Source organism: Paramagnetospirillum magneticum AMB-1 (assembly GCF_000009985.1).
GTDB lineage: Bacteria > Pseudomonadota > Alphaproteobacteria > Rhodospirillales > Magnetospirillaceae > Phaeospirillum > Phaeospirillum magneticum.
In genome coordinates this window covers 2,568,352-2,581,339 of record NC_007626.1, presented here as the reverse complement: position 1 = coordinate 2,581,339, position 12,988 = coordinate 2,568,352, and the positions used below count along the sequence as shown (strand labels likewise).

The following is a 12,988-nucleotide window of genomic DNA, read 5'->3' as shown; positions in this document are numbered from 1 at the left end:
CCCCGTCGGCAAGCGGGAGAATAGCGCCTCGGATCCGTAATAACCACAAGATATTGGTTATAATTTGTAGCGGAAGACTGGCCTTCAGGCTGGGGCGCGCACTATGATGGCCACTGCCCACAAAGCGTCCCAGAGCGAGAACGGTTCCTTGAGCCAACATACCAAAACGCCCCTGCCGGCCAGCATCGAAACGATCGCCAAGCTGATCGCCATCGACACTACAAGTTACAAGACTAATTTACAGTTAATCGATCTGGTGGACAAAATCCTTTCCGGTCTTGGGGCTTCTGTCCGTAGGACTTGGGACGAGTCCAAGAACAAAGCGAACATCTTCGCCACAATTGGCCCCAGTGATGTTCCGGGAATTGTCCTGTCCGGGCATACGGATGTCGTTCCCGTCGACGGACAGGACTGGTCTAGAGACCCCTTCCACCTTGTCCAAGCCGACGGCAAATTGTATGGCCGCGGCACCGCCGACATGAAAAGCTTCATTGCCATCTGTCTGGCCATGGCGCCTCAATTCGCCGCCGCGCCCCTGCGCATGCCGGTCCACTTCGCCTTTTCCTATGACGAAGAAGTGGGCTGTGTCGGCGTCCGCCGGCTGATCGACGATCTCGCCCATCTGCCGGTGCGCCCGGCCCTTTGCATCGTCGGCGAGCCCACCGACATGAAGGCGGTGATCGGCCACAAGGGCAAGAAGAGTGTCCGTTGCCATGTGGAGGGCCACGAATGCCACTCGGCCCTCAACCATCAGGGCGTCAACGCCATTGAGATCGCCGCCGAAATGGTTACCCGCCTGCGCGCCCTGCAGCGCCGCATCCGGGAACAGGGGCCCTTCGACCTTGGCTATCAGCCGCCCTATACCACCGTTCATACCGGCACCATGCAGGGGGGCACGGCGCTGAACATCGTGCCGAAATCATGCTCCTTCGAGTTCGAGATTCGCAATCTGCCCGATCACGACCCGGAGACCCTGATGGCCGAGGTCCGGGGCTGGGCCCAGGATCTGGTGCCCGAGATGCTGGCGGTCAGCGAAGCCAGCGGCATCACCCTGGACGAGCACAACTCGACCCCCGGCCTCGGCATGGACGAAATGGATGCGGCGGTGCGTCTGGTCTGCGCCCTGTCGGGCGCCAATCAGACCAGCAAGGTGGCCTTCACCACCGAGGCCGGGCTGTTCCAACAGGCCGGCATTCCGGCGGTGGTGATCGGCCCCGGCAGCATCACCCAGGCCCACCGGCCCGACGAGTTCATCACCCTGGAGCAGGTGGCCCAGTGCGAGGATTTCCTGCGGCGCCTGCTGGCGCATATGTGCTGAGAGGGCGCTACTCGATCACCGCCTGAAGCGAGGTCCAGGTTCCCGGGGTGGGCGCCAGGAGTAGACAGCCCTCTTCCGCCCTGGGGCGGTAGGGGCGGCCGTCGGTCAGGGCGGCGTGGCCGCCGGCTTCGGCGTGGATCAGGACGCCCGCCGCATGATCCCAAGGCATCAGGCGGTTGTAATGGGCGAAATGCAGCCGTCCGGTGACCAGATCGATATAATCGTGGGCGGCGCTGCCCTTGCGGCCGGTCTTGGCCACCAGGGAGGCCAGACGCCCGGAGCGCTTGACCGAACCGGTCAGGTCCGACAGCGGCGCCGCTGGCAGGACGGCCAGGCGCTGTGACCCGGCCCAGGCGCCGCCGCCCAGTTCGGCGGTGATCATCCGCTCGCCCAGGGGGTCGAGGATCCATCCCGCCACGGTCACGCCATCCCTGACCAGGGCGACGATAACGGCGAAGCGGGCGTTGCCCTTGGCGAAATTGCCGGTTCCGTCCACCGGATCGATGATCCAGACGCCGCCTTCGCCCTCCAGCACCGTCAGCAGGGCGGGATCGGCGGCCACCGCCTCTTCACCCACCACCTTCGAGCCCGGCAGAAGGTCGCGCAAGCGGCGGGTCATCACCCGTTCCGCTTCCGTATCGGCCTCGGTGACCAGCTCGCCGGGCCGCTTCTCGTGGATCTGGCCGGCGGACAGATTCTTGAACCGCGGCAGGATTTCCTCGGCCGCCGTCTCGCGGATGATGGAGGCCACTTTGTCGAAATCCATCAATGCCCCCTGCCCTCGGCCTTGCGCTGATGAAAGCGTTTGACGTCGGCGGGATCAAGCTTGACCCTCATGAAGGCCTGGGCCTCGTCATCGCGCCGGGCCACCACTTCGCCATGGCGGTACAGCCAGGCGATGGAGGCGCCGTCGCCCAGGGACAGGGCGACGTCGATGGTCTCGCGGGCATGGCCCAGCCGGCGGTCGAGTTCGGCCAGCAACTCGTCCACGCCCTGGCCGGTGACCGCCGAGAGGGCCATGACGCCCTCGCGGCGCCGTGCCTGATTGAGCACCTCCTGGCGCCGCTCGTCGTCGAGCAGGTCGATCTTGTTGAGCGCCTCCACCAGGCCACGGTCCACCACCTCGGCCAGCCCCAGTTCCTTCAGCACCGTGTCCACATCGGCGGCCTGGGCCTCGGTATCGGGGTGGGAAACGTCGCGCACATGCACCACCACGTCGGCCTCCAGCACCTCCTCCAGGGTGGCGCGGAAGGCGGCGACCAGTTCATGGGGCAGGTCCGAGATGAAGCCCACGGTGTCCGACAGAATGATCTTGCGCCCCGACGGCAGCACCAGATCGCGCATGGTGGGGTCCAGGGTGGCGAACAGCATGTCCTTGGCCAGCACCTCGGCCCGGGTCAGCTGGTTGAACAGCGTCGACTTGCCGGCATTGGTGTAGCCCACCAGGGCGACGATGGGGTAAGGCACCCGGCGGCGCGCCTTGCGGTGCAGGTCGCGGGTCCGCTTGACGTCCTCCAGCTCGCGCTCCAGCTTGACGATGCGCTCGCCGATCATGCGGCGGTCGGCCTCGATCTGGGTCTCGCCGGGGCCGCCCAGGAAGCCGAAGCCGCCGCGCTGGCGCTCCAGATGGGTCCAGGACCGCACGAGGCGCGAGCGCTGGTAGGACAGTGCCGCCAGTTCCACCTGCAGCGTGCCCTCGCGGGTCCGCGCCCTTGCGCCGAAGATTTCCAGAATCAGGCCGGTGCGGTCGATGACCTTGCAGCCCCAGGCCTTTTCGAGGTTGCGCTGCTGCACCGGCGTCAGATGGCCGTCGACCACGGCCAGGGCGATATCACGCTCCTCGACCAGTTCGGCCAGACGCTCGACCGCACCCTTGCCGATCAGGGTGGCGGGCCGCACCTTGGAGACGTTCACCGCCTCGGCGGCGACGATGTCCAGATTGATGGCCCCGGCCAGCCCCACCGCCTCGGCCAACCGGGCCTCGGGCAGGCGGTTGCCCTCCCCGCCCTTGAAGGCGGGGTGGACGACCATGGCGCGGCTGGGCGCCGTTTTCTGGGAACCGGGCTCTCCCACCTATTCTTCGCCGTTTTCCTTGATCGGGGGCTCGAACAGAGAGATGGGGGTCGACGGCATCACCGTCGAGATGGCGTGCTTGTAGACGAGCTGCGTATGCCCGTCCCGACGCAGCAGCACCGAGAAGTTGTCGAACCAGGTGACGATACCCTGGAGCTTCACGCCGTTGACCAGGAAGATGGTGACGGGCGTCTTGTTCTTGCGGATGAAGTTGAGGAACACATCCTGCACATTTTGCGACTTTTCGGCGGACATGATTGGAATCCGTTCTTATTGGCCAGTCTTGATTATTGGAGTGCGGCTAGGCACCTACCCCGCTTAAGCCCCTGTCGTTACCACCAAATCCAACAGATGGGAACCTATAGTTCGCGGACAAGATGGAAGAGGTCCATGCAGGCGGAAAGAAAGCAGACCGGCGGATGGGCGAATTCGCCGTCGCCAGGAGCCTCGGGCCGCATGACGATGGGCGTGCACCCGGAATTGACGGCGCAATGGGTGTCGATGGGCGAATCGCCCACGAACCACACATCCGGCCCGGCTCCGATTCCGGTGCCGGCCAGGGCGAGATGAACCGGTGCCGCCGCCGGCTTGTCGGCCTCGGCGTCGTCGGCGCCCACCAGACGGACGAAATGCCCGTCCCAGCCCATGATCTCGGCTTCCTTGCGCAGAAAGCCACCACGCTTGTTGCTGACCACCGCCAGGACGACCCCTTCCCGCCTCAGCCCAGCCAGCATCTCGGCGGCACCCGGCAGCGGGTTCAGATAGTCCAGATGGATATCCGAAAAGCTTTTGGTGAAGACGTCGCGGGCCTCGGGCCAGCGTTCGCCGAACATGGCGGGAAAGGAATCGCGCATGGAGGCCGCCACCCGCTCGCGGGTCTCGTCCAGGCTCCATTCCGGCATGCCGAAATGGCGAAAGGTCATGTTGTAGGATTCCTGGATGCACACCCAGGAATCCACCAGGGTATTGTCCCAGTCGAAGATGATGGCCCGCGGACGGGTCAGAGGCGTCCCAGGCATCAGAAATATTCCAGCCGGACCGAGAACATCTTCTCGACCTTCTTCACCGCGTCGGCGGTGGCGAACAGAATGACGCGGTCGCCGGGATGGATGACCGTGCTGCCCCGGGGACTCACCACCTTGCCGTCATGGACCACGGCCCCCAGCAGCACGCCGGCCGGCAGCTTGACGTCACGCAGCGGCTTGCCCACCAGGGACGAGGTCTCCAGGGCATCGGCCTCGATCAGCTCGCCGAAGCCCTCGTGCAGGGAGTGCACGGCGTGGATGCGGCCCCGGCGCACATGCTGGAGAATGTTGGAAACGGTGATGGCCCGGGGATTGATGGCCACATCGATGCCCAGCGGCGCCACCAGCGAGTTGTAGGTGGTCTTGTTGATCAGCGCCATGGTGCGGCGGCAGCCATAGCGCTTGGCCAGCAGGCCCGACAGGATGTTGGTCTCGTCGTCGTTGGTGACCGCCACCACCGCCTCGGCGGCGCCCACTGAAGCTTCTTCCAGAATCTCGGGGTCCAGGGCATCGCCGTGAATGACCACGGTATGGCCCACCGCCTTGGCCACGAACTCGGCGCGCTCCTTGTTGGACTCGATCACCTTGATGGAGGTGCCGGGCCGCGATTCCTCGAGCTGCTGCGCCAGGAACAGGCCGATATTGCCGCCGCCGAAGATGACGATGCGGCGCGCTTCCTGGTCTTCGCGGCCAAAGGCCGACAGGGCGCGGTCCACATGGGCGGTATCGACGACGAAATAAACCTCGTCGCCTTCCTGCATCTGGTCTTCCGAGGTGGGAACGATGGCCTTGCCGTCCCGGACGATGCCGATGATGACGATGGCTAGATCGGGGAACAGCACGGTCAGCTGGCGCAGCGGGGTATTGATCAGCGGACATTGCGCGGTGCAGCGCACGCCGATCAGCCGCACCTTGTCGCCCACCAGCGGAATCACGTCGATGGCGCCCGGCACCTGAAGGCGCTTGGCGATGGCGCGGGCCACCTCGATCTCGGGGCTGATGATGACGTCGATGGGCAGATGCTCACGCGAGAACAGGTTGGCCCAGAGGGGAGCCAGATAGGCCTGGCTGCGCACGCGGGCGATCTTGGTCGGCACGTTGAACAGCGAGTGGGCCACCTGGCAGGCGACCATGTTGACCTCGTCGGCGGCGGTGACCGCGATGATCATGTCGGCATCGCCGGCCCCCGCCTGCTCGAGCACCGCCGGATGGGAGGCGAAGCCCAGCACCACCTGGACGTCCAGGGTGTCGCTGACCCTGCGGATCAGTTCGGGCCGCTGGTCGATGATGGTGACGTCGTTGTTCTCGCCCGCCAGATAGTGGGCGATGTTGAAGCCGACCTGGCCGGCGCCGCAGACTATGACCTTCATTTCTTTTCGTCCGTGTTGACGCCAAGCAGCTTGAGCTTGCGGTGAAGGGCCGAGCGCTCCATGCCGACAAAGGCCGCGGTGCGCGAGATATTGCCGGCGAAACGATTGACCTGGGCCAGCAGGTATTCCCGCTCGAACAGTTCACGCGCCTCGCGCAGCGGCAGGGTCATGATCTCGCTGGATTTCTCCCAGCGCAAGACGGCGGGGGTGATGGCGCCGATCTCGCCGGGCAGCATGTCGGCGCGGATGGCTTCGCGCTGGTCGCCGGGCGCCATGATCAGCAGCCAGTCCATGACGTTCCTGAGCTGGCGGACGTTGCCCGGCCAGTCATAGGCCTGCAGCGCCGCCATGGCGTCCTCGCCCACCATGCGGGGCTGCACGCCAGCGGCAGCGGCGGCCATGGTCATGAAGTGGCGGGCCAGCAGCGGAATATCCTCGCGCCGGTCGCGCAGGCTCGGCATCTTCACCGGCACCACGTTGAGCCGGTAATACAGATCCTCGCGGAAGTGGCCGGCGGTCATCTCCGACTGAAGATCGCGGTTGGTGGAGGCGATGACGCGCACATCCACCTCGACCCGCTTGCCGCCGCCGATCCGTTCGAACATCTGGTCCTGCAGGACCCGGACGATCTTGCCCTGGGTCTCCAGCGGCATGTCGGCGACCTCGTCCAGCAGCAAGGTGCCGCCGTGGGCCTGCTCGAAGGTGCCGACCTTGCGGGGGCTGTCCGGGCCGTCGAGCCCGTGCTCGGTGCCGAACAGCTCCATCTCCATGCGGTCGGGATGCATGGCGGCGCAGTTGAGGACCACGAAGGGGCCGTCGGCGCGGCGCGAGCGGGCGTGAATCTGCCGCGCTACCACTTCCTTGCCCGACCCGGCCGGGCCGGTGATCAGCACGCGGGAATTGGTGGGCCCCACCTTTTCCACCGCCTGGCGGACCTGAAGGATACCCACCGCATTGCCGACCAATTCCCCGCCCGAGCCGGAGCGCAGGCGCAATTCCTCGTTCTCGCGCCGCAGCCGCGCCGCCTCGACGGCGCGCTCCACCACCAGCAGCAGCCGGTCAGCCTTGAACGGCTTCTCGATGAAGTCGTAGGCGCCCTGCTTGATGGCCTGAACGGCGGTCTCGATATTGCCGTGGCCCGAGATCATCACCACCGGGACTTCCGGATTGTCGCGCTTGATGGCGTCGAGCACCTCGAGCCCATCCAGGCGCGAGCCCTGCAGCCAGATGTCCTGGATGACCAGATTGGGCCGCCGGGCGCGGATTCCCTCGAGCGCCTCGTCCGAATTGGCGGCCTCGCGGGTGTTGTGCCCCTCGTCCTCGAGGATACCGGCGATCAAGGCCCGGATGTCGGCCTCGTCGTCGACGATCAGGATGTCATGCGCCATGGGTTACCGTGTTTTCGCCGGTTGCCTGGGATTGCTGCTGCTCGGAGGACGGGAAGACCAGTCCGATCCGCGCGCCCCCCCCAGGCGCGTCCTCAAGATACAGATCACCGCCGTGGTCTTCCATGATCTTCTTGACGATGGCCAGCCCCAAGCCGGTGCCCTTGGTCCGGGTGGTAACGTAGGGCTCGGTCAGCCGTTCCCGGTTCTCGGTGGGCAGGCCCTTGCCGTTATCCTCGACAGTGACCACCAGCCGGTCCGAATGGGAAACGAGGCTGAGGGCGATGCGGCCACGCGGCGCCTCCGGGTCGTCGCGGCCCTGGATGGCCTCGACGGCATTCTTTAAAAGATTGGTCAGCGCCTGGCCGATCAGCCGGCTGTCGCACAGCACCGGAACCTTGCCGTCCGGCAGGTGATGGACGAACTCCACGCCGGGATTGCCGGTACGCTGCAGGAACATGGCCTGACGGCAGATGTCGTTGAGGTCGTCGGGCTTGATCTGCGGCGCCGGCATGCGGGCGAAGGACGAAAACTCGTCGACCATGCGCCCGATATCGCCAACCTGGCGGACGATGGTCTCCACCAGATTGACGTAAGTCTCAGGATCGCTTTGTATCTCCTTGAGATACTTACGTTTCAAGCGCTCCGCCGACAGCTGGATCGGGGTCAGCGGATTCTTGATCTCATGGGCGATGCGCCGCGCCACATCCGCCCAGGCGGCGGTGCGCTGGGCCGAGACCAGCTCGGTGATGTCGTCGAAGGTCACCACATAGCCGATGATCTCGGATTCCAGGCGTTCGGCCGCGACGCGGACCAGCAGGATACGGCTTCGCCCTCCGGCGGTGGACAGGCGCACCTCGCGCTGGACCAGCTTTTCGGGCCGGCGGATGGCTTCGTCCAGGGACTCGGACAGCTCGGGGATGACGTCGCGGATGTCCTGGCCCACATTGTCGTCGAGATTGATGCCGATCAGTTCGCCCGCCGAGCGGTTGGGCAGATGGATACGGCCCGCGGCGTCCAGGCCGATGACGCCCGAAGACACGCCGGCCAGCACCGTCTCAGTGAAGCGGCGGCGCTCGTCCAGCTCGCGGTTGGCGTCCACCAGATCCTGGCGCTGGCTGGAAAGCTGGTGGGTCATGCGGTTGAAGGCGCGGCTGAGCACGCCGATCTCGTCGGCGGCATCCTCGGCTACCCGGGCATCGAGATCGCCGGAGCGCACCTTCTCGGCGGCGTCGATCAGCCGCCCGATGGGCGTGGCCAGCCTCACCGCCATGGACACGCCGACCCAGATGGCGGTCAGCACCAGCAGCAGCGCCACGATGGCAAAGATCAGCGAGAAGGCCTGTTCCAGCCCCGACAGGCGCCCCTCCAGATTCTCGTACTGCGCCACCGCCTCGGAGGTCTTGGCCATATGGCCGATCACCTTGGGATCGACGAAGCGGCCCACGTACAAGAAGGTGTCGCCGAACAGGCCCTGAAGCTGGACCAGGGCCTTGACCCGGTCCTCGCCCGCCCCGGACAGCACCACCACGTCGCCGCTGCGCGCCTTGTCCAGGGCCCAGGCGGGAATCTGGTCGATGCTGGCCTCGACCGCGAAGATCAGCCCCGAGCGGGCCAGGATATTGCCGCGGGTATCGAAGACGATGGCCTCGGTCAGGCCGCGGATGGCCGCCTGGGTACCGACGAACTGGGCGAAATGCTGGGGCGAGCGCAGCAGGAGCGGCCCCTCGCGGTTGATGTCGTTGGCCATGGCCAGGGCATCGCCGCCGATGATGCGCTTGTGCTCCTCCAGATAGGCATGGGCGACTTCAAGCGAGGCCTGCAGCGCGGTGCGAACCCGGTCCGAGAACCAGCTTTCCACCCCGTACTTGAAAAAGGCGGTGGAGCCGACGCTCATCAGCACCGAAGGCGTCACCGCCACCAGGGCGAACAGCATGATGAAGCGCAGATGCAGCTTGGAGCCGGAGGCTCCCCGCCGGCGGGCCTTGAGCACGTCCAGCACCCGGAACCCGACCACCGCGCCCAGGGCGGCCAGCAGAATGCCGTCGGTGGCCAGCAGCGACAGCACGATGCGGGAATCAGGCCCCGCGGGACCGGCGCCGCCGCCGCCCATCACCCAAACCGTGGCGACGATGGCCGGTACGGAGGCGAAGGTCAGCCCATAGGCTAGGCGACGCGCCAGATCGACCCGGCGGGCCCAGTGTCGTATGCGGCGGCCGAACGCCATTTACTTGAGGCCACGGCTGATCTGGATATCCAGGTCCTTGATCTTCTTGCGCAAGGTGTTGCGGTTGACGCCCAGCAGATGGGCCGCCTTGATCTGATTGCCGCGTGTCGCTTCCAGCGCGATGGTGACCAGGGGGCGCTCCACCTCGCGTAGAACCCGGTCATAGACCCCGGCGGGTGGCAAGCCGTCGCCGTGATTGCCAAAATACTCGCGCAGGTGACGCTCCACCGTGGCCGACAGCCCTTCTCCCTCGACGCCGCCGCTGATGGCGTCGGCGTGGGGTGTGCCCCCCACCAGTTCCTGCTCGATAACCTCGATGCCGATCACTTCCTGGGAATACAGCGCCGCCAGGCGGCGGACCAGATTCTCCAGCTCGCGCACATTGCCCGGCCAACGGTGCTTGCGCAGCCTGTCCATGGCCTGGCCGTCGATGGTCTTGCTGGGCAGGCCCTCGGCTCCCGCCTGGGCCAGGAAGTGGCGGATCAGTTCCGGAATGTCCTCGGACCGCTCGCGCAACGGCGGCAGGCGGATGGGCACCACGTTGAGGCGGTAGAACAGATCCTCGCGGAACAGGCCCTGGCGGATCAGCTGGGTCAGGTCGCGGTGGGTGGCGGCGACGATGCGCACATTGGCGCGAATGGGAGTGCGCCCGCCCACGGTGGTGTACTCGCCCTCCTGCAGCACGCGCAGCAGGCGGGTCTGAGCCTCGGGTGGCATGTCGCCGATCTCGTCGAGGAACAAGGTGCCGCCCTCGGCCTGCTCGAAGCGGCCGGCGGCCCGCTGGGTGGCGCCGGTAAAGGCGCCTTTCTCGTGGCCGAACAGTTCGCTTTCGATCAGTTCACGCGGAATGGCCGCCATGTTGATGGCGACGAAGGGACCGTTGCGGCGCTTGCCGTAATCGTGCAGCGCCCGGGCCACCAGTTCCTTGCCGGTTCCCGACTCGCCGGTGATCATCACCGACAGGTCGGTGCTCATCAGCCGCGCCAGGGTGCGGTAGATCTCCTGCATGGCGGGCGAGCGGCCGATCAGCGGCAGCTTCTCCTCGTCCTCGCCGCCGGCGGCCTCGGTGGGCGCGGCACGCGGCGTCGACAGGGCGCGGCCGACCACATTGACCAGTTCCTTCAGGTCGAAGGGCTTGGGCAGGTATTCGAAGGCGCCGCGCTGGGTGGCCTTGACGGCGGTCAGCAGGGTGTTCTGGGCGCTCATGACGATGATGCGCAGTTCGGGGCGGATCTTCTTCATGCGCGGCAGCAGGTCCAGCCCGCTCTCGTCGGGCATCACCACGTCGGTGATCACCAGATCGCCCTCGCCTTCCGACACCCAGCGCCACAGGGTCGAAGCGTTGCCGGTGGTCCGGACCTCGTAGCCGGCCCGGCCCAGCGCCTGGGACAGCACCGTGCGGATGCCGCGATCGTCATCGGCCACCAGAATGGTGGCGGTGGTGGTGGTTGTCATGGTGCTCACTTGCCATCCCCATCCTGGACCATGGGCAGCATCACCCGGAAAATGGTCCGCCTCGGCACGCTGTCGAATTCGATCACGCCCCCGTGATCACCGATGATCTTGGCCACCAGGGCCAGTCCCAGCCCGCTGCCCGACGTCTTGGTGGTGACGAAGGCGTCGAACAGATTGGGTTTCAGATCCTCGGGGATGCCGGGGCCGTTGTCCTGGATGCTCACCACCAGCGGCAGGTGGCGGCGCGTTTCGCTGCCCGGCAGGGCCAGACGGACTCCGTGCTGATAGCCGGTGGACAGGACGATCTCGCCCCCCTCCTCCGGCACCGCCTCGGCGGCGTTCTTCACCAGGTTCAGGAACACCTGCACCAACTGGTCGCGATCGCCCAGCACCGGCGGCAGGGAGGGGTCGTAATTCTCGATGATCCGCACCGAACGGGCGAATCCGGCCTCGGAGATGCGGCGCACATGCTCCAGTACCCGGTGGATGTTGACGGCGCTACGCTCCACCGAGGGATTATCCGAGAAGGCTTCCATGCGGTCGACCAGGGCCACGATGCGGTCCGCCTCGTCGCAGATCAGCCGGGTCAGGACGCGGTCGTCCTCGCCGGCATTCTGCTCCAGCAATTGGGCGGCGCCCCGGATGCCCGACAGCGGGTTCTTGACCTCGTGGGCCAGGATGGCGGCCATGGCGCTGACCGAGCGCGCCGCGTTGCGGCTGGTCAGCTGGGCGCCGATCTTCAGCGCGATAGACTGCTCGTGCAGGCTGATCACCACGGCGCCGGCCGTCTCGATGATCGGCGAGACCTGGACGGTGACGGTGCGGTGCCCGGTGCGTGGCGTGTCCAGGGTCACGCCGTGCTCGGCCACCGAGAAATTGCCGTCGCGGGCCTGGGTGACCAGGGCCAGCAGCGGCGAATCCGGCGGCAGGAAGTCGGTGACGGGATGACCGATCAAATAAGCGGCGCCGCAGGCGAACAATTGCTCGGCGGCGCCATTGGCGTAGCGGATGACGTTCTGGCGATCCACCGCCACCACGGCGGCGCCCAGGGCGCTCAGCACCGTGGTCGGGTCGAAGGTGGAGCCGGACAAGCCGCGCTTCAAAGCCGAGACGATGGGGATGGGCATCAGGCGGCGGCCTTTTCCAGCAGAGGTGCATAGAATTCGGTGATGGCCAGGCGCAACTGGTCGGGATCATTGGTGCGGTTGACCTCGGCCCGGAACTCGGCCGACCCCGGCAATCCCTTGGAGTACCAGGCCATGTGCTTGCGGGCGATGCGCACGCCCGGTTCGGAACCGTAATGGGACAGCATGGCGTCCAGGTGTTCCAGCATGATCTGCAACTGCTCGGCTCGCGACGGGTCGGGTAGCCGCTCGCCGGTGGCGAGGTAATGGGCCACCTGCCCCGGCAGCCACGGACGGCCGTAAGTGCCCCGCCCGATCATCACCCCGTCGGCGCCGGACAATTCCAGCATGCGGACGGCATCGTCGATGCTCTCCACATCGCCATTGCCGATCACGGGAATGGAGACGGCCCGCTTGACCTCGCCGATGAAGGCCCAGTCGGCCTGGCCTGTGTACATCTGATTGCGTGTCCGCCCGTGCACGGTGACCATGCGGATGCCGCACTCCTCCGCCACCCTGGCCAGACTGGGCGCGTTGCGGCTGTTCATGTCCCAGCCGGTGCGCATCTTCAGCGTGACGGGGATATCCACCGCCTTGACCACGGCGGTCAGGATGCGGGCCGCCAGATTCTCGTTGCGCATCAGGGCCGAGCCGGCCTCGCCCTTCAGCGCCACCTTCTTGACCGGGCAGCCCATGTTGATGTCGATGATGGCGGCGCCCAGATCCTGGTTCAGTTTCGCCGCCTCGGCCATCACCTTGGGCTCGCAGCCGGCCAGTTGCACCGACATGGGAAATTCCTCGGCGGTGTGCTGGGCCATCTGCATGGTCTGGCGGTTCTGGCGGATCATCGCCTGACTGGCGATCATCTCGGACACCACCAGTCCGGCGCCCAGGCGCTTGACCAGCCGGCGGTTGGGCATGTCCGTGACCCCGGCCATGGGAGCCAGGATGACCGGGTTCTCCAGGGTCACCGATCCGATGGAGATGCTCTTGCGTGTGTGCTGTGCCATG

11 protein-coding genes are annotated in these 12,988 nt (G+C 66.3%); 1 reads left to right on the top strand and 10 read right to left on the bottom strand.

Annotation, left to right across the window (positions count from 1 at the left end; all coding sequences use genetic code 11):
- Positions 1-103 precede the first annotated feature (103 nt).
- The gene (gene argE / locus AMB_RS11990; protein ID WP_011384771.1) at positions 104-1,318 is read left to right on the top strand and encodes an acetylornithine deacetylase; all 1,215 of its coding nucleotides are present in this window, start codon (positions 104-106) and stop codon (positions 1,316-1,318) included.
- A gap of 7 nt (positions 1,319-1,325) precedes the next feature.
- Here argE and AMB_RS11985 read toward each other — a convergent pair whose 3' ends face one another.
- The 10 genes from AMB_RS11985 to dusB all read right to left on the bottom strand — a co-directional run bounded on the left by AMB_RS11985 (position 1,326) and on the right by dusB (position 12,987).
- Positions 1,326-2,084, bottom strand: a complete 759-nt coding sequence (locus AMB_RS11985; protein WP_011384770.1) for an inositol monophosphatase family protein — start codon at positions 2,082-2,084, stop codon at positions 1,326-1,328.
- Positions 2,084-3,391 carry a GTPase HflX gene (gene hflX, locus AMB_RS11980; RefSeq protein ID WP_011384769.1) on the bottom strand — a complete coding sequence of 436 codons (1,308 nt, stop codon included), beginning with the start codon at positions 3,389-3,391 and terminating at the stop codon, positions 2,084-2,086. Before hflX ends, AMB_RS11985 begins: the two co-directional genes overlap by 1 nt.
- Complete coding sequence (gene hfq / locus AMB_RS11975) at positions 3,392-3,646, bottom strand: RNA chaperone Hfq (protein ID WP_011384768.1); 255 nt, start codon at positions 3,644-3,646, stop codon at positions 3,392-3,394.
- A 104-nt stretch (positions 3,647-3,750) separates the two neighbouring features.
- Positions 3,751-4,410: an HAD family hydrolase gene (locus AMB_RS11970; RefSeq protein ID WP_011384767.1), complete on the bottom strand. Its 660-nt coding sequence runs from the start codon at positions 4,408-4,410 to the stop codon at positions 3,751-3,753.
- Complete coding sequence (gene trkA, locus AMB_RS11965; protein WP_011384766.1) at positions 4,410-5,786, bottom strand: Trk system potassium transporter TrkA; 1,377 nt, start codon at positions 5,784-5,786, stop codon at positions 4,410-4,412. The genes AMB_RS11970 and trkA overlap by 1 nt, the downstream gene beginning before the upstream one ends.
- Positions 5,783-7,174, bottom strand: a complete 1,392-nt coding sequence (locus AMB_RS11960) for a sigma-54-dependent transcriptional regulator (protein ID WP_011384765.1) — start codon at positions 7,172-7,174, stop codon at positions 5,783-5,785. Before AMB_RS11960 ends, trkA begins: the two co-directional genes overlap by 4 nt.
- On the bottom strand, positions 7,164-9,398 hold the full coding sequence (locus AMB_RS11955; protein WP_011384764.1) for a sensor histidine kinase NtrY-like: 2,235 nt from the start codon (positions 9,396-9,398) through the stop codon (positions 7,164-7,166). The genes AMB_RS11960 and AMB_RS11955 overlap by 11 nt, the downstream gene beginning before the upstream one ends.
- Positions 9,399-10,853 (bottom strand): nitrogen regulation protein NR(I), encoded by a 1,455-nt coding sequence (gene ntrC, locus AMB_RS11950; RefSeq protein WP_043746597.1) that lies wholly within the window; start codon positions 10,851-10,853, stop codon positions 9,399-9,401.
- Between the two features lie 5 nt (positions 10,854-10,858).
- Entirely contained in the window at positions 10,859-11,980 is a 1,122-nt protein-coding gene (locus AMB_RS11945; RefSeq protein ID WP_011384762.1) for a two-component system sensor histidine kinase NtrB, read from the bottom strand.
- Positions 11,980-12,987: a tRNA dihydrouridine synthase DusB gene (dusB, locus tag AMB_RS11940; protein WP_043744362.1), complete on the bottom strand. Its 1,008-nt coding sequence runs from the start codon at positions 12,985-12,987 to the stop codon at positions 11,980-11,982. Before dusB ends, AMB_RS11945 begins: the two co-directional genes overlap by 1 nt.
- Position 12,988: the final 1 nt, after the last annotated feature.